The sequence below is a fragment of the Pseudarthrobacter sp. rb genome (assembly GCF_056389225.1).
Genome location: NZ_JBWJAR010000001.1, coordinates 471086 through 487241 on the forward strand (window position 1 = coordinate 471086; position 16156 = coordinate 487241).

General features: G+C 67.4%; 17 protein-coding genes. 7 read left to right on the forward strand and 10 right to left on the reverse strand.

Annotated features, from left to right (window positions below):
* Positions 1-8: 8 nt before the first annotated feature.
* Positions 9-593 carry a DivIVA domain-containing protein gene (locus tag ACWRN3_RS02050; protein ID WP_324644659.1) on the forward strand — a complete coding sequence of 195 codons (585 nt, stop codon included), beginning with the start codon at positions 9-11 and terminating at the stop codon, positions 591-593.
* A gap of 22 nt (positions 594-615) precedes the next feature.
* Here the strand turns inward: ACWRN3_RS02050 and ACWRN3_RS02055 are convergent, their stop codons facing one another.
* Genes ACWRN3_RS02055 through ACWRN3_RS02075 form a run of 5 tightly spaced genes read right to left on the reverse strand, consistent with a single transcriptional unit; the run spans position 616 to position 5098 of the window.
* Positions 616-1305, reverse strand: a complete 690-nt coding sequence (locus tag ACWRN3_RS02055; RefSeq protein ID WP_476739738.1) for a hypothetical protein — start codon at positions 1303-1305, stop codon at positions 616-618.
* A gap of 19 nt (positions 1306-1324) precedes the next feature.
* Positions 1325-2791 (reverse strand): sodium/solute symporter, encoded by a 1467-nt coding sequence (locus tag ACWRN3_RS02060; RefSeq protein ID WP_324645245.1) that lies wholly within the window; start codon positions 2789-2791, stop codon positions 1325-1327.
* A gap of 7 nt (positions 2792-2798) precedes the next feature.
* Positions 2799-3170, reverse strand: a complete 372-nt coding sequence (locus tag ACWRN3_RS02065; RefSeq protein WP_255174998.1) for a DUF485 domain-containing protein — start codon at positions 3168-3170, stop codon at positions 2799-2801.
* Positions 3167-3883, reverse strand: coding sequence for a LytR/AlgR family response regulator transcription factor (locus ACWRN3_RS02070; RefSeq protein ID WP_476739739.1), 717 nt, complete (start codon positions 3881-3883; stop codon positions 3167-3169). Before ACWRN3_RS02070 ends, ACWRN3_RS02065 begins: the two co-directional genes overlap by 4 nt.
* A gap of 33 nt (positions 3884-3916) precedes the next feature.
* Positions 3917-5098 carry a sensor histidine kinase gene (locus tag ACWRN3_RS02075; protein WP_324644661.1) on the reverse strand — a complete coding sequence of 394 codons (1182 nt, stop codon included), beginning with the start codon at positions 5096-5098 and terminating at the stop codon, positions 3917-3919.
* 214 nt (positions 5099-5312) lie between these two features.
* On the opposite strand from ACWRN3_RS02075, the gene ACWRN3_RS02080 reads away from it, so the two are divergent.
* Both ACWRN3_RS02080 and ACWRN3_RS02085 read left to right on the forward strand, forming a co-directional pair.
* The gene (locus ACWRN3_RS02080; RefSeq protein WP_324644662.1) at positions 5313-5693 is read left to right on the forward strand and encodes a DUF485 domain-containing protein; all 381 of its coding nucleotides are present in this window, start codon (positions 5313-5315) and stop codon (positions 5691-5693) included.
* Positions 5690-7306, forward strand: coding sequence for a solute symporter family protein (locus ACWRN3_RS02085; RefSeq protein ID WP_324644663.1), 1617 nt, complete (start codon positions 5690-5692; stop codon positions 7304-7306). The genes ACWRN3_RS02080 and ACWRN3_RS02085 overlap by 4 nt, the downstream gene beginning before the upstream one ends.
* A 169-nt stretch (positions 7307-7475) precedes the next feature.
* On the opposite strand, the gene ACWRN3_RS02090 is transcribed toward ACWRN3_RS02085, so the two are convergent.
* The 4 genes from ACWRN3_RS02090 to ACWRN3_RS02105 form a co-directional block, all read right to left on the reverse strand.
* Complete coding sequence (locus ACWRN3_RS02090; protein WP_476739740.1) at positions 7476-8060, reverse strand: hypothetical protein; 585 nt, start codon at positions 8058-8060, stop codon at positions 7476-7478.
* A 58-nt stretch (positions 8061-8118) separates the two neighbouring features.
* A complete protein-coding gene (locus ACWRN3_RS02095; RefSeq protein WP_159632381.1) occupies positions 8119-8523 on the reverse strand; it encodes a DUF4383 domain-containing protein in 405 nt (134 codons plus the stop codon).
* Between the two features lie 148 nt (positions 8524-8671).
* A complete protein-coding gene (locus tag ACWRN3_RS02100) occupies positions 8672-9217 on the reverse strand; it encodes a hypothetical protein (RefSeq protein WP_324644665.1) in 546 nt (181 codons plus the stop codon).
* A gap of 142 nt (positions 9218-9359) precedes the next feature.
* Positions 9360-9833 (reverse strand): Lrp/AsnC family transcriptional regulator, encoded by a 474-nt coding sequence (locus ACWRN3_RS02105; protein ID WP_476739741.1) that lies wholly within the window; start codon positions 9831-9833, stop codon positions 9360-9362.
* Positions 9834-10027: 194 nt separating this feature from the next.
* Here ACWRN3_RS02105 and pdhA point away from each other — a divergent pair, with 194 nt between their 5' ends.
* Genes pdhA through ACWRN3_RS02120 form a run of 3 tightly spaced genes read left to right on the forward strand, consistent with a single transcriptional unit; the run spans position 10028 to position 13595 of the window.
* On the forward strand, positions 10028-11197 hold the full coding sequence (pdhA, locus tag ACWRN3_RS02110; RefSeq protein WP_476739742.1) for a pyruvate dehydrogenase (acetyl-transferring) E1 component subunit alpha: 1170 nt from the start codon (positions 10028-10030) through the stop codon (positions 11195-11197).
* Positions 11197-12207, forward strand: a complete 1011-nt coding sequence (locus ACWRN3_RS02115) for an alpha-ketoacid dehydrogenase subunit beta (RefSeq protein ID WP_275180341.1) — start codon at positions 11197-11199, stop codon at positions 12205-12207. Before pdhA ends, ACWRN3_RS02115 begins: the two co-directional genes overlap by 1 nt.
* Positions 12204-13595 carry a dihydrolipoamide acetyltransferase family protein gene (locus ACWRN3_RS02120; RefSeq protein ID WP_476739743.1) on the forward strand — a complete coding sequence of 464 codons (1392 nt, stop codon included), beginning with the start codon at positions 12204-12206 and terminating at the stop codon, positions 13593-13595. The genes ACWRN3_RS02115 and ACWRN3_RS02120 overlap by 4 nt, the downstream gene beginning before the upstream one ends.
* A gap of 107 nt (positions 13596-13702) precedes the next feature.
* On the opposite strand, the gene ACWRN3_RS02125 is transcribed toward ACWRN3_RS02120, so the two are convergent.
* On the reverse strand, positions 13703-14386 hold the full coding sequence (locus ACWRN3_RS02125) for an SACE_7040 family transcriptional regulator (RefSeq protein WP_476739744.1): 684 nt from the start codon (positions 14384-14386) through the stop codon (positions 13703-13705).
* Positions 14387-14532: 146 nt separating this feature from the next.
* Between ACWRN3_RS02125 and ACWRN3_RS02130 the strand changes: the two genes are divergently transcribed.
* On the forward strand, positions 14533-16140 hold the full coding sequence (locus tag ACWRN3_RS02130; protein WP_476739745.1) for a carboxyl transferase domain-containing protein: 1608 nt from the start codon (positions 14533-14535) through the stop codon (positions 16138-16140).
* Positions 16141-16156 lie beyond the last annotated feature (16 nt).

Below are 16156 nucleotides of genomic sequence, written 5' to 3' on the forward strand. Positions count from 1 at the left end.
GAAACGAAGTGGCATTGGACATTCATCGGCAGATCCCTGCGTCCTTTGAGCGCGTGGAGCGCAGCGAGTACGGGTACAACGCCAGGCAGGTTGACCAGTTCCTGCAGCGGGCACGGATCTCCCTGGAAACACCCCAGGCCGCCACCGACCCCGTCAACAGCGCCGACGTCAGGGCCGTGTCCTTCGACCCCGTCAAAGGCGGCTACTCTGCCACGGTCGTGGACGCCGCCCTGGACCGGCTTGAGGACGCCTTCGCCCGCCGGGAGCGGGACGAACTGATCGCGGCCCACGGGGAGGAAGCCTGGCTGCGCGAGATCGGGAGCCTCTCCGGCATCCTCCGGGGCCGCCTGCACCGGCCTGACGGAGACCGCTTCCGGCGTCCCACCAAGAAGAAGGCCCGCAGCTACAACACGGACGACGTCGACCGGCTGTGCCGCGAGCTCGTCGCCTACCTCGAACAGGACAAACCGTTGAGCGTGGACAGCGTGCGCCGCGCCGTTTTCCGTCCCGCAGTGGGCCGCGACGGCTACGAGGAATCACAGGTGGACGCCTTCCTGGACCGCGTTGTCGAGCTGATGGCGGCCATCGACTGACGCGTCTTGGTCCCCGGGACTTTCAGCCCCCGGCCGGCGGGGTGGGGGAAAGCGGCGTAAAGCGGCGCCACACATCCCGGTAGCCCCGGTACCCGCGGACGGCGGACACCGCCAGGAACGCCACGCCACAGAGGGCCCCCACGATGAGCCCGCCCGCTGTCCCTGCCCCGGCGAGGGTTACCAGCAGCCCGGCAACAATGGCAATCAAGGCAGCGTTCGCCGTCGTCATGAAGATCATGCTGCTGCCCGCCACATGGCTGAACGAACCGCGGTTGCCGAAGAAATAGTAGGTCTGCACCGAACCGGCCTCATCGTCGTGGTGCGCGGCCATCAGGTACGGCGCCACGCCCGGGTCAAGGTCCACATACGCGGCCCGCAGCCTGTTCATGGCCGTGACGTACATCAGGTCCTCGTGGGCCACGTTCATCACCCGGAGCTGGGTCAGCAGCCCGATCGCCGCATCGATGAACAGGACAACCACTGCCAGCAAAACGAAGGCATCCGAAAAGCCCGTTGCCTGGCCCACCAGCGCCACGCTCACAATGCTGGCCGAGGTGAACGTCAGGAACATGCTGATGCGGGTCAGCACCTCGCCCTGGGCCGTGCTGCGTGATGCCAGCAGGCCCCAGTGCTCCGTGGCGAGCAGCTGGGCCCGCACGGAGGCAGGGACCCCGCCGTGCTGGTGGGAGGTGCCGCCGTCCTCGATGGACATGGCGTTATTGTCCTCCCGATCACCGTTCGGTTGCCAGCGGCCGTTCCGGGGTGTGCAGGCGGGTCATGATCCGCGGCATGGTGCCCGGGATCCGGTGGGAAGTGGCCCGGGACACGATGACCATCACGGCGAACGCGGCAGGCACGCTCCAGGCCGCCGGCTGCGCGAGCCAGGGCGGCGTCAGGCCCGAACCCGATACTGCGCCCGCAATCATCGCCCCACCGCACAGCACCCCGCCGGTCACCATGCCCGCGATGGCCCCGGCGTCGGTCAGGCCGCGCCACCAGATGCCCAGCAGCAGGACGGGGCAGACCGTGGACGCGGTGAACGCGAAAACCAGGCCCACGCTGCCGGCAAGTGCCAGGGAACCGGTCATGAACGCAAAGCCGAGAGGAACCAGGGCAGAGACGACGGCGGCGAGCCGGAACCCGCGGACGCTTCCGCCCAGGACATCCTGGCTGATCACGCCCGCCAGGGAGACCACCAGGCCGGAGGTGGTGGACAGGAACGCCGCGAACGCCCCGGCCACCACCAGCGCGGAGAGCAGATCGCCGGGCACCCCGCCCACGAGTTCGCCGGGCAGCCGCAGGACCATGGCGTCCGGCTGCCCGGAGCGGGCCAGATCGGGGGCAAACATCCGGGCCACCAGCCCGTACGCCGTGGGGAAGAGGTAGAACACGGAGAGCAGGCCCAGGACGATCAGCGTGGTCCGCCGGGCCGAGTGCCCGTCCGGGTTGGTGTAGAAACGCACCAGCACGTGCGGCAGTCCCAAGGTGCCGAACAGCAGCGCCACCAACAGCGACACGTTCTGGTACAGCCCGGCCGGTGCCACGCCCGTGGGGTTGACCGCGGGCAGGGACTGGGGCTCCGCCCCCTTGCCGGCCAGTACGAAGACGATGAACAGGATGGGCACGGCCAGGGCCGTCAGCTTTAGCCAGTACTGGAAGGCCTGGACAAACGTGATGGACCGCATCCCGCCTGCCACCACCGTGAGGCACACCACCACCACGACGGCAACGGAACCCACCCAGGACGGCAGTCCCGTGGCGATGTGGATGGTCAGCGCTGCCCCGTGCAGCTGCGGCACGATGTACAGCCACCCCACCATCACCACCACCAGGCTGGTGACGCGCCGGACCGTCCGGGAAGCGAGCCTCGACTCGGTGAAGTCCGGAATCGTGTAGGCGCCGGACCGGCGCAGCGGGGCGGCAACGAAGAGCAGCAGCATCAGGTAGCCGGCGGTGTACCCCACCGGGAACCAGAGTGCATCCGTCCCGGACAGCAGGATGAGGCCTGCCACACCCAGGAAACTGGCTGCGGACAGGTACTCCCCGCCGATCGCCGATGCGTTCCACCAGGGCCGCACGGTCCGGGATGCAACGTAGAAGTCGCCGGTGGTGCGTGAGATCCGCAGCCCATAGAACCCGATGATGGCCGTGGCGAGGGACACCACCGCGACCGCTGTGATGGCGACGCCGGCATTCACCTGCGCATCACTGTTCACCTGCCAGGTCCCGGTACCGCGCCTCATTGCGTGCCGCCGTCCTGACGTACAACCATGCGCTCAAGCCGATCACCGGATAGATTCCCGCGCCCAGCAGCAGCCAGCCGAACGGGATGCCGGCGACCCGGGTATCGGCCAGGCCGGGAACCACCACCAGGGTCAGCGGGAACGCGGCCAGGATCAGCAGGAAGCCGCCCGCCACCACCAGGGCCAGCCGCAGCTGGGACCTGATCAGTGACCGGACAAACACCTGTCCCACCTCGGAGTCCTGCGCCGCTTCCCGCGACTCAAGCGCGCGGGGCGTGCCGCGCACCGCCGTGCGCGCAGACGCGCGCGGGGCCGTAACCCGCACCCGGGTCATGCGTGCGGCCTGATCCTGGTTGCCTCCAGCTTCTCCCGCACGATGGGCAGGTGCCGGCGGCTGATGGGCAGGCCGGCCCCGGCCACCGTGACACGCGGCCCGTCGGCCGCCAGCTTCATCGAGGACACATGCTTCAGCGCCACCAGATAGGAGCGGTGGGTACGGATGAAGCCGGCGTCCGCCCACTGCTGTTCAAGATCTGCCAGCGGCACCCGGATGAGGTAGCTGGCGTCGGCGGTGTGCAGCCGCGCGTAGTCCCCCTGCGCCTGGACGTAGGTGACGTCGTCCCGGCGGATCATCCTGGTGGTCCCGCCCTGGTCCACCGTGATCATCTCCGGTGCCGCCCCGCCGTCGCGCAGTTCGCTGATCCGCCCAACGGAACGTGCCAGGCGCTCGGCGCGCACCGGCTTGAGCAGGTAATCCACGGCGGCGAGTTCGAACGCAGCCAGGGCGTGGTCCTCATCGGCGGTGACAAAAACAACGGCCGGCGGATTGCTGCTGTGGGCGATGGCACCGGCGATGTCCAGGCCTGACACCGCAGGCATATGGATGTCCAGGAATACGGCGTCGATGCCGCCGGCGGACAGGGCCGTAAGGGCTTCAGCGCCGGACGTGGCACGCAGCACCTTCCCGATGCGCTCGTCCCTGCCCAGCAGGAAGGCCAGCTCCTCAACGGCGGGCAGCTCATCATCAACGACGAGGACGTTAATCATTCTCCTAGGGTACTTCCAGCGGCACGGCGCTCCTCACGCATCGTGCCCCGGCTGGGACTTCGGCACCCGCATGGTGATCAGCGTTCCCTCGCCGGGCGCCGTTTCCACCACCAGGCCGTGATCGTTGCCGTACACCTGGCGGAGGCGTGCATCCACATTCCGCAGCCCCACATGGTCCCCGTCGGTATGGCCTGCCAGCACGGACCTGAGATGCTCCGGATCCATCCCCACGCCGTCGTCCTCGATGGTGACCTCAGCGAAGGCCCCGGCGTCCTCCGCCGTGATGCTGATGTGCCCGGGACCCGCCTTGGCCTCGAGCCCGTGCCGGACGGCATTCTCCACCAGCGGCTGCAGGCTGAGGAAGGGGATGACGGTGCCCAGCACCTCCGGGGCGATCCGCAGGCTGACCTGGACGCGCTCGCCGAACCGGGCGCGCTCCAGGAGCAGGTAGCGGTCAATGCAGCGGAGTTCCTCGGCAAGGGTGGTGAAGTCTCCGTGCCGGCGGAACGAGTAGCGGGTGAAGTCCGCGAACTCCACCACCAGCTCCCTGGCCCGCTCCGGATCGGTGTTGATGAAGGATGCGATGGCGTTGAGCGAGTTGTAGATGAAATGCGGGCTGATCTGGGCGCGCAGCGCCCGGACTTCCGCTTCCATCAGCAGCGTGCGGGAGGCGTCCAGTTCGGCAAGTTCCACCTGTACCGCGACCCAGTCGGCCACTTCCCCCGTTGCCCTGACCAGGCCTGCCCCCGCGGAAGGGGCGAAGGCTGCCACCGCGCCCACCACCCGGGTGCCCGCCCGCACCGGGGCGATGACTCCGGCAAGGTGGCTGCCGGTTCCGTCTGCACCGGGGGAGAGAACTGCTGTCCGGCCGGATGCCAGGACATCCGCTGCGAGTTCCATCAGGCGTGGCCTGATGTCCTCGGCACCGCCGTCCCAGGCCAGGACACCGTTGGTATCCGTGATGGCCAGGGCATCGCAGGCCAGCAGGGCCCGCAGCTGGCGGCTGGCTTTCGCGGCGCCGGCCGGGTTCAGTCCGCGGCGCAGGTGCTGCCCGGCCTGGGAGGCAGCGTGGAGCGTGTGGTACGTGGCGCGTTCTGCGTCAGTGCCCAGCTCACGGAAGGAGCGGAGCACCTTCAGGCCCACGCCGACGACGACGGCAATGGCCATGGCGATCACCGCGACGGCAGCGGCGGTGAGGAGGGGGGAGTCCGGCATGGTGCCCAGCGTAGCGGCGGGTGCCGCTTGCCGCAGCATCGCAACCGTTGAGCGACAGTGGGCGGTGAAGTGCTGGAACACGGCGGCGCGCGGGCGGCAAAGTGATTGGTGTCACATCTGCGGTGCCCCTGCGTGGTGCTGCCGGCCAGGCTCCCTGTCCAGCAGTTCGGGGCCCTCCGCCCGGTGTGTTCCGGCAACTCAATGAGGAGGAACGATGGGTAATGATGCCCATACTCCGGACGCAGCGGCGTCCGTGGACTTTGAACAAGTCCAGTCGACCGGGCAGTTCCAGGAATTGCGCAAGCGTCACCGCAGCTTTGTCTTCCCCATGGCAGTGGCCTTCCTGCTGTGGTATTTCGCCTATGTCCTGCTCGCCGACTACGCGGTGGAATTCATGTCCACCAAGGTCTGGGGCAACATCAACGTCGGCCTGATCCTGGGCCTGCTCCAGTTCGTCTCGACCTTCGCCATCACCGGCTGGTACGTGCACTACTCCAACAAGCGGCTGGACCCCATCGCCACGGAGATCAGGCACGAGATTGAGGGGCACGAATTCGATAAGCACGGAAACCGAGTGGGCGGAGCCAACAAATGATCGCAATTCCCGCCGCGGTGGATGTCGCCGCCCTCAAGGACACCACCCTTCTGAACATGGGCATCTTCGGCCTGTTCGTGGCCGTGACCATGGTGATCGTGTTCCGCGCCAGCCGCAACAACAAGACCGCCGCCGACTACTACGCCGCCGGACGGTCGTTCACGGGCTCGCAGAACGGCACCGCCATCGCCGGTGACTACCTGTCCGCCGCGTCCTTCCTGGGCATTACCGGGGCCATCGCCATCAACGGCTACGACGGATTCATGTACTCCATCGGCTTCCTCGTCGCCTGGCTCGTGGCGCTGCTGCTGGTGGCTGAACTGCTGCGCAACACCGGCAAGTTCACCATGGCGGACGTGCTGTCCTTCCGGCTGAAGCAGCGCCCGGTCCGGATCGCCGCCGCCATCTCCACCCTCGCGGTTTGCTTCTTCTACCTGCTGGCCCAAATGGCCGGGGCGGGAAGCCTGATCTCCCTCCTGCTGGGCATCAGCGACTGGACCGGACAGGCCCTGGTGATCATCGTCGTCGGCGCCCTCATGATCATGTACGTCCTGATCGGCGGCATGAAGGGCACCACCTGGGTCCAGATCATCAAGGCCATGCTGCTGATCGCAGGCGCCGCCGTGATGACCCTCTGGGTCCTGGCCATCTACGGCTTCAACCTCTCGGCCCTGCTGGGCGGCGCCGTGGAGACTGCCAACAACCCGGCCGTCCTCAACCCGGGCCTGCAGTACGGCAAGACGGAAACCTCCAAGCTGGACTTCATGTCCCTGGGCCTGGCCCTGGTCCTGGGCACGGCCGCCCTGCCGCACGTGCTGATGCGCTTCTACACCGTGCCCACGGCCAAGGAAGCACGCAAGTCCGTGGTCTGGTCCATCTGGCTGATCGGCCTGTTCTATCTGTTCACCCTGGTGCTGGGCTACGGTGCAGCTGCCCTGGTGGGAGCGGACACCATCAAGTCCGCGCCGGGCGGCGTCAATGCTGCCGCCCCGCTGCTGGCCTTCCACCTGGGCGGGCCACTGCTGCTGGGCTTCATCTCCGCGGTGGCGTTCGCCACCATCCTGGCGGTGGTGGCCGGCCTGACCATCACGGCCGCAGCATCGTTCGCGCATGACATCTACGCCAACGTCATCGCCAAGGGCCAGGCCGACGCCGCCACTGAAGTCCGGGTGGCCCGGCGCACCGTGGTGGTCATCGGCATCCTGGCCATCCTGGGCGGGATCTTCGCCAACGGCCAGAACGTGGCTTTCCTGGTGGCGCTGGCCTTCGCCGTCGCCGCATCGGCGAACCTGCCCACCATCATCTACTCCCTGTTCTGGCGGAAGTTCACCACCCAGGGCGCGGTGTGGAGCATGTACGGGGGCCTGGCTTCGGCCATCCTGCTCATCGTGTTCTCCCCGGTGGTTTCGGGCTTGAAGACCTCGATGATCCCGGGTGCCAACTTCGCCCTCTTCCCGCTTAGCAACCCCGGCATCGTGTCCATCCCGCTGGCCTTCTTCCTTGGCTGGCTGGGCACCACCCTGGACAAGCGGCGGGAGGATCCTGCCAAGCAGGCCGAGATGGAGGTCCGCTCCCTGACCGGCATCGGTGCGGAAAAGGCTGTGGACCACTAAACCGGACACCCTCGAACCGGGACACGCCGGAACAGGGAGGCCCTGAAACAGGGACTGCACCAACCAGCGCCGAACCTGTTCCGGCACAACGTGAAGAGCCTCCTGCCGCGGACTGCGGCACGGAGGCTCTTTCGTTGGGGACGGACCCGGCGTGTTTTCCTGCGGGCGGTCAGCGCTGGTGGTGCCCGCCCGGTGCCGGATTCCCGTGTTCACCATGCGGCACGGCGTACTGGCCGGCCGTCGAGGCGGCGAGGCCCGGCGTCGTAATTCCTGCCACCAGCACGGCGCCGGCGAACGCTGCCAGCAACAGCCTCCCCGGGCGCATGCGCACCCCTGCCGCCTCCTGCGCACTGTCCTGCTGTGCGCTGTCCTGCTGTCCGCTGTGCCGCTGGAGCCACCCGAGCGAGGCGATGATCATCAGCGTCAGCAGGAGCGCCGAAAGCTGCGTCAGGCTGAGCCCTGAGGTGGGGAAAGCGATGGCGGCCAGGTGGGCCGCGGCTGCGCCTGCCAGGGCGTACCGCGCCCACCGGTTGCCGGCCAGCCGGTCCCTGGCCAGGAAGGCCACGGCTCCGGCCAGCAGCGCGGCGCCCCAAAGGCCGGCCACCACGCCCGCGAGGAGGCCTGCCGGTCCAGGGGAGCCTGCCGCGAGGAAGCTGGAGGAGATGGCCAGGTTGACTGAGCCCGCACCGAAGCCGGCGAACCCGGTGACCAGGCGGACCGAAGAGTCCGCCTGGGGCGCAGTGGAGTGCACCATCACCTGATGGGCCGGTAGTGCCGTGGGCCGGAGCGAAACCATGCCGGACTTTGGCATGCTAGGCGCGGGCAGCGGCCGGGGACTTGTCCAGGGACAGGCCCACGCCGAGGAGGAGCACGGCGCTGGCGAGGTGGAGGACGTTGTCGGCACCGTTCAGGGCGATGATGTTCAGCGGCGAATTCAGCAGGAACAGCCCCACAATGCCCACCAGGAGGTAGACGGCGCCGACGGAGGAGTTCACGGTGCGTGCGCTGTCAGTCCCGCGGAGGCCGGCGAAGAGCAGTGCGGCGCCGATGGCCAGGTGGATGACGTTGTGCAGCGGGTTGACCTCGAAGATGATGAGGTTCGCGCCCTCTGTGGCGACGAAACCGACGCCTGACGTTACGGCGAAGCCCAGGAGGCCCACCAGCAGGTAGACGGCTCCGAAAATGGTGGCGACGAGGCGGTTGGGTGAGTTGCGCATGGTCCGAATCCTTCCTTCAGGGCGGGTGGATTGTCCCGCCGGATATGGGCCCCCGGGTGGGGCCCTCGGAAGCGATTCGGATCATTGCCGGGGCCGGATGGGTGAAAAGATCAGTACCCTTTCCATTTTTCCGTCCGGCTGGTCCTTCCTAGGCCGCGGGGCGCAGCTTGATGTTGGTCATCAGCAGCTTGTCGGTGCCTTGGAAGCGGTAGGCGAGGTCAACCTTCTTTCCGGTGCAGCTGATCTGGCCCACCACCTCGGCGGACTTCACGCCGTTATCGGTGGCAACTTTGAGGTTGTTGTAGGCCGGCTGGCAGGAACCGTCCATTTCCAGGCTCTTCACGCCGGAGATGAAGGCCTCCTTGGAAAGCTGCTTCTTGAGGTCCGGGTCAAGGTACTCGTCGTAGGCGCCGGAAGAATCGCCGGCAATCACCTTTTTGGTGAAATCATCCGCAAGGCCCCGTGCCTGGTTGGTGGCGCTTCCCACCACGTTCACCAGGATCACGATGCCGAGGATCACCAGGAGCAGCACCCCGCCAATGCTGCCAAGGATGATCCACAGCTTCCGCCGGCTCCGCTGGCGTGGTGGCTCGCCGGGAAGGCCGAACGGCGCGGGCTGCTCCGGCAGCCGGCCAAACTGCTGTGGCGTGAAGCCCGCCTGGCCCTGCCGGTACGGATCCTGGGGACTGCTCAAGGGTGGGCCTTTCGTGGAACAGGCGCTCTGGCGCCCGGCGGACTGCGCCGGACCTTCCCGGCCCGGCACATGACTGGAACCAGCCTATAACCCGGCCCGCCGCCGTCGTGCCTGGAGTGCCGCACCCGACGCTCCGCTGCTGCTAGCTGGCTTCGGAGCCACGGTCCAGCAGGGGCTGCACCCGGAAGGGGATCAACTCGCCCATGGCCAGTGCCGTGTCTGCCCGCTCCACGCCGTCGCACGCCAGGATCTTGCCGTTGATGCGGAAAAGATCCTCGGCGTCCCTGGCTACCACGCGCAGCAGCAGGTCTGCCGACCCCGTCAGCCCGTAGCCCTCCAGGACCTCCGGGATGGCGGCGATTTCCTCAGCGAGCCGCCCGAGTTTCTGCTGCTGGACGTGGACGGAGATGAACGCCATCAGCGGGTACCCCAGTGCCACCGGGTTGAGGCGCCGCTCGAAGGAGAGGAAGACGTGCTTCTTTTCCAGTTGGGCCATGCGCGCCTGGACGGTATTGCGGGACAGGCCAAGCTTCTGGGCGAGGGCCACTACGGTACGGCGCGGATCCTGCGCCAACGCCGACAGCAGGCGGGTGTCAGTGCCATCCAAAGCTCGCATAATGCGCAACGCTAGCACGGTGCCGGGGCGCGGGACAGGGCACTTTGCTCAGAAACAGCGGCGGTGGTTGTACCCCCTGGCTATTGTGAGTAGGGTCACAGTATCTGGGGCAATGACGCCCGGAAGGCCGGTGGCGGCAGGGGGCCAAAAGCCCGCAAACCACGGGTCAACGACGTTCGAAGGTTGCGGCAATCGTGTCTACAGACCAAACGGGCCATGACGGCGCTAACACCCCCCAAAGCGCAGGGAGTCCGGGAGAAACCGGGCCGGAATTCCTCCAGCTGATCACCCCGGCCGGTGAACGGATCAGCCACCCCGAGTTCGATTTCTGGGTCAGGGACATCACCGATGATCAGTTGTGCTCCCTCTTTGAGGACATGACCGTCATCCGGCGGATTGATGTTGAGGCCACCGCCCTGCAGAGGCAGGGTGAGCTGGCCCTCTGGCCCCCGCTCCTCGGCCAGGAGGCGGCCCAGATCGGATCCGGACGGTCACTGCGGGCGGACGACTTTGTGTTCTCCAGCTACCGCGAGAACGGCGTGGCGTACTGCCGCGGCGTGGACCTGACGGACCTCCTGCGGGTCTGGCGGGGAAACGCCTCCGGTGGCTGGGACCCGTACAGCATCAACATGGCCACCCCGCAGATCATCATTGGCGCCCAGACCCTGCACGCCACGGGCTACGCCATGGGCATCCAGAATGACGGTGCCGATGCCGTGGCCGTCACCTACTTTGGCGACGGTGCCACCAGTGAGGGCGACGTGAACGAGGCCATGGTGTTCGCCGCCAGCTTCCAGGTCCCGGTGGTGTTCTTCTGCACCAACAACCACTGGGCCATCTCCGAGCCCGTGCGCCTGCAGTCCCACATCCAGCTCGCGGACCGCGCCACCGGTTTCGGAATCCCCAGCATGCGGGTGGACGGCAACGATGTCCTGGCGGTCATGGCCGCCACCAGGCTGGCCCTTGACCGCGCAAGGCGAGGTGGCGGCCCCACCTTCATCGAAGCTGTCAGCTACCGCATGGGGCCGCACACCACCGCCGATGACCCCACCCGGTACCGGGACGCCAATGAGCTGGAGGACTGGGCCGCCAAGGACCCCATCAGCCGGCTGGCCGGCCTCCTGGAGCGCAAGGGGCTGCTGACCGCGGAGCTGCAGCAGCAGGTCAAGGACAAAGCCGACACCGTGGCCGCGCAGATGCGCCGCGGCTGCACCACCATGCCGGACCCCAGCCCCATGGACATTTTCAAGAACGTCTACAGCACCCCCAACTCCTGGCTGGAACGCCAGCAGGACCATTACGCACGGTATTTGGCCTCCTTCGTCGATCCCGCAGGTGCCGTTTCAGAGGAAGGTGCACGCTGATGACCCAGTTGACCTTTGCCCGCGCCATCAACGCCGGTCTCCGGAAGTCGCTGGAAAACGACTCCAAAGTGGTTCTCCTCGGCGAGGACATCGGCGCCCTGGGCGGTGTATTCCGCGTGACGGACGGCCTGCAAAAGGACTTCGGCACCCACCGCGTGGTGGACACCCCGCTGGCGGAGTCCGCCATCGTGGGAACCGCCGTCGGCCTGGCCTACCGCGGCTACCGGCCCGTCGTGGAAATCCAGTTCGACGGGTTCATTTATCCGGCCTTCGACCAGATCGTCAGCCAGGTGGCCAAGCTGCACTACCGCACCCGCGGGGCCGTCAAGATGCCCATCACCATCAGGGTCCCGTTCGGCGGCGGCATCGGCTCACCGGAGCACCATTCCGAATCCCCGGAAGCCTACTTCACCCATACCTCGGGGCTGCGGGTGGTCACCGTTGCCAACCCGCAGGACGCCTATACGGTCATTCAGCAGGCCATCGCCTGTAACGATCCCGTCCTGTACTTCGAGCCCAAGCGCCGCTACCACGACAAAGGCGAGGTAGACGAAAACGCAGATCCTGCCTCGGCCCTGCCCATGGACAAGGCCCGGGTGCTGACCGACGGCAGTGACGTGACCCTGGTGGCCTACGGGCCACTGGTCAAGACCGCCCTGGACGCAGCCTCCGCCGCCGCGGACGAGGGCATCTCCATCGAAGTCATCGACCTGCGCTCGCTTGCCCCCGTGGACTATGAACCGGTGGTGGCCTCGGTGCGCAAGACCGGGCGCCTGGTCGTCACGCACGAGGCTGCCCAGTCCGGCGGGCTGGGAGCGGAAGTGGCTGCCAGCATCACCGAACGGTGCTTCTACCACCTCGAGGCCGCTCCGGTCCGGGTGACGGGGTTCGACATTCCCTACCCCTATTCCAAGCTGGAAATGCACCACCTCCCGGGCCTGGACCGCATCCTGGACGGCGTGGACCGTGCCCTGGGCCGCCCCAATTCCCTGAGTGGACTGGAAGGATGAGCGCCACCATGATCAAGGAATTCCGGCTCCCGGACCTGGGGGAGGGACTTACGGAGTCTGAAATCCTCAGCTGGAAAGTGGACGTCGGCGACACCGTCAGCCTGAACCAGGTCATCGCCGAGGTGGAGACCGCCAAGGCCGTGGTGGAGCTCCCGTCGCCCTTCGCCGGGGTCATCAAAGAACTTCATGAACAGCCCGGTTCCGTGGTGGAGGTGGGCAAGCCGATTGTCTCCTTCGAGGTGGCGGACGACGCCGGGCCCTCACCTTCGGCGCCGTCCGGCACCGCGGGCGCGGGGTCCGGGGAGGCTGCGGTGGACACCCCGAAAAGGGAACCGAACCTCGTGGGGTACGGCGCCGTCGTCGAAGGTTCCGGGCGCCCCACGCGCCGGGCGCGGAACTTTGCCACGGTGGTTGAGGCGGGGGGAACCCTGGCCCCGGAGGCCGGCCTGGTCGAGCCTGCAGCTGTCCAACCAGCACCTGTGGAGGGCAAGGCCGCCGAACGTCCCCGGTCCACGCCCCCGGTCCGCAAGCTGGCCAAGGACCTTGGCCTGGACCTCGCCCTGGTTCCCGGGACCGGTCCCGGTGGCCTGATCACGCGGGAGGACGTGCAGGAGTTTTCCGGGCACGCCGCGGAACCTGCCATGCAGGCGCAGGGGGCCGCGTCCCCAGGTGGAGCCAGGCCGGGGGAGCGGGAGACCCGGACCCCCATCAAGGGGGTACGCAAGCACACCGCTGCCGCGATGGTGCAGAGCGCCTTCACCGCGCCGCATGCCACCGAATTCCTGACCGTGGATGTCACGCCGAGCCTGGAGCTGCTGGCCAAACTCAAGAACAGCAGGGAATTCGCGGGTATCAAGCTCACCCCGTTGACGCTCGCCGCCAAAGCCCTCCTGGTCGCCCTGCGCCGCAACCCGGCACTGAACTCCCGCTGGGACGAAGAAAACCAGGAGATCGTCACCTTCAATTACGTGAACCTGGGCATCGCGGCCGCGACGCCGCGCGGACTCACGGTTCCGAACATCAAGGACGCCGAGGCCCTTCCGCTCCCGCAGCTGGCCCAGGCGCTCACGGCGCTCGCCGAAACCGCGCGGGCGGGCAAGACCACGCCGGCGGACCTTTCCGGTGGCACCATCTCCATCACCAACATCGGCGTCTTCGGCATCGACGCAGGCACCCCCATCCTCAATCCGGGGGAGGCCGCGATCCTTGGCCTTGGGGCGGTCCGCACCATGCCATGGGAATACCGGGGCGAGGTAGCGCTGCGCCAGGTGCTCACGCTGAGCCTGTCCTTCGATCACCGCCTGGTGGACGGGGAGCAAGGCTCCCGGTTCCTGGCGGACGTGGGGGCCATCCTGGCCGAGCCCGGGATGGTGCTCACCATGGTGTAGCGGCTCCTGGCCTGCACATCACCGGGCCCCAAGCCGCATAAGGCGGTGCTGCCAGGGGCCGGTTGTGCGGACCGGGGCCGTTCGTATGGTGCCCGGTGCCGGGCGGGTCAGGCCGGGGGCACGGTCAGGGCCGCGAGCGCCATCCGTTCCAGCAAGGGACGGGCGACGCCGGCCGCCATGCGCCTGCCATGGCTGCGGACGGAGTGCGGTGTGGAGTTGATGAGGCCGAATGTGGCGTGGGCGCGCATCCGCAGCTCAGCGTGGTCGGTCGCGGGATGGACCTTGGCCAGGACGTCCACCCATACCTCTACGTAGCTGCGCTGGAGGGTCCGTACGGCCAACTGGTCCTGCTCGGACAGGTTGGAGAAGTCCCGGTCCTGCACCCGGATCACGTCAGGCTTGCCGAGGGCGAAGTCCACCTGGAACTCCACCAGCTGGCGGAGCGCGGCCTGGGGGTCGGCAGTGCGCTCCACAACCTGGCGCCCGCCGTCGAGCAGTTCCTGGCTCACCGTGACAAGCAGGTCCGCCAGGACTGCCTGCTTGCCGGAAAAGTGGCGGTACACCGCAGGTCCGCTGACGCCTACCGCCGCGCCGAGGTCCTCCAGCGAAACCCGGTTGAAGCCGTTGGCCGCGAACAGCGTGGCAGCGGCGGACAATAAGGCCTGCCGCCGGCTCTCCTTGGCCCTCCCGCGCTGGGTGGTTGGCGTGGGGGGTGTGGCGGCTTGGGCCGTGGCTGCCTGCGCTGTGGGTGCTTGGGCGGCAGGGGCCGGCTGCGCTGTATTGCTGGACACTTTTCCTCCTTGGGCCAGCCCAGAGTCTAGCAACGCGGCGATGTGTTGGACATCACAGTTAATCGAGACTAACCTGAATTTCAGTTATTAGTCACTAACCGAGTTGGCCTGGCGGCCGCCCGGACCCACACAAGGACGGAACGTCGATGGAGACCCTGGCCACCCGGCTCGACCCAGCAAGCGAGTCCTTCCGCGCCAACCGGGACGAGCAGCTCTCGCTTGCCGGGGAGCTGCGGAAGAAGCTGGCGGATGCCGCACTGGGCGGGACCCAAAAGTCGCGGGACCGCCATGTGGCCCGGGGCAAGCTGCTGCCGCGGGACCGGATCGACCAAGTGCTGGATGACGGCAGCCCCTTCCTGGAAATTGCGCCCCTTGCGGCCAACGGGATGTACGGTGACGACGCACCCGGCGCAGGAGTCATCGCCGGAATCGGCCTGGTGCAGGGCCGCCAGGTCCTGGTTATCTCCAACGACGCAACGGTCAAGGGCGGAACCTATTACCCCATGACGGTGAAGAAGCACCTCCGCGCCCAGGAGATTGCGCTGGAAAACCGGCTGCCCTGCATCTACCTGGTGGACTCGGGCGGCGCCTTCCTGCCCAAGCAGGACGAGGTGTTCCCGGACAAGGAGCACTTCGGCCGGATCTTCTACAACCAGGCACGGCTCTCGGCAGCCAAGATTCCGCAGCTCGCCGCCGTTATGGGCTCCTGCACGGCCGGCGGAGCCTACGTCCCCGCCATGAGTGACGAGACCGTCATTGTCCGGAACCAGGGCACCATCTTCCTGGGCGGCCCGCCGCTGGTAAAGGCAGCCATCGGGGAAATCGTCACCGCGGAGGAACTGGGCGGCGGCGAGGTGCACTCGCGGGTCTCCGGAGTGACGGACCACCTGGCCGAAAACGACGAACATGCCCTCCAGATCATCAGGGACATCGTTGCCACCCTGCCGCCTCCTGCCGCGCCGGCCTGGCAGGTGGAACCCGTCGTCGAACCGGCCGTGGACCCGGAAGGCCTCTACGGCGCCGTGCCCACGGACGTCAACGCACCCTACGACGTCCATGAGGTCATTGCGCGCCTGGTGGATGGCAGTAAATTCCACGAGTTCAAAAAGGACTACGGCACCACCTTGGTCACGGGATTCGCCCGGATCGATGGACACCCCGTAGGCATCGTGGCCAACAACGGCGTGCTGTTCAGCGAGTCATCGCTCAAGGGCGCGCATTTCATTGAGCTGTGCGACCAGCGCGGCATCCCGCTGCTGTTCCTGCAGAACATCTCCGGCTTCATGGTGGGCAGGGACGCCGAGCAGGGCGGCATTGCCAAAAACGGGGCCAAGATGGTGACCGCCGTTGCCACGGCCCGCGTCCCCAAGCTGACAGTGGTCATCGGCGGCTCCTTCGGCGCCGGCAACTACTCCATGTGCGGCCGTGCCTACTCGCCGCGGTTCCTGTGGATGTGGCCCGCTGCCCGGATCTCGGTGATGGGCGGCAACCAGGCGGCCGGCGTGCTGGCCACCGTGAAGCGGGACCAGTACGAAGCGGCGGGGGAGGAATGGGCGGCCGACGACGAGGAAGCCTTCAAAGCGCCAATCCGCCGGCAGTACGAGGACCAGGGCAGCCCCTACTACTCAACCGCGCGGCTGTGGGATGACGGTGTCATCGACCCCGCCGATACGCGCACCGTCCTGGGACTGGCGCTTGACGTCGTCTCCCGCACCCCCTTGCCGGAGACCTCCTTCGGCCTCTTCCGGATGTGAGCCAGCAATGACCATG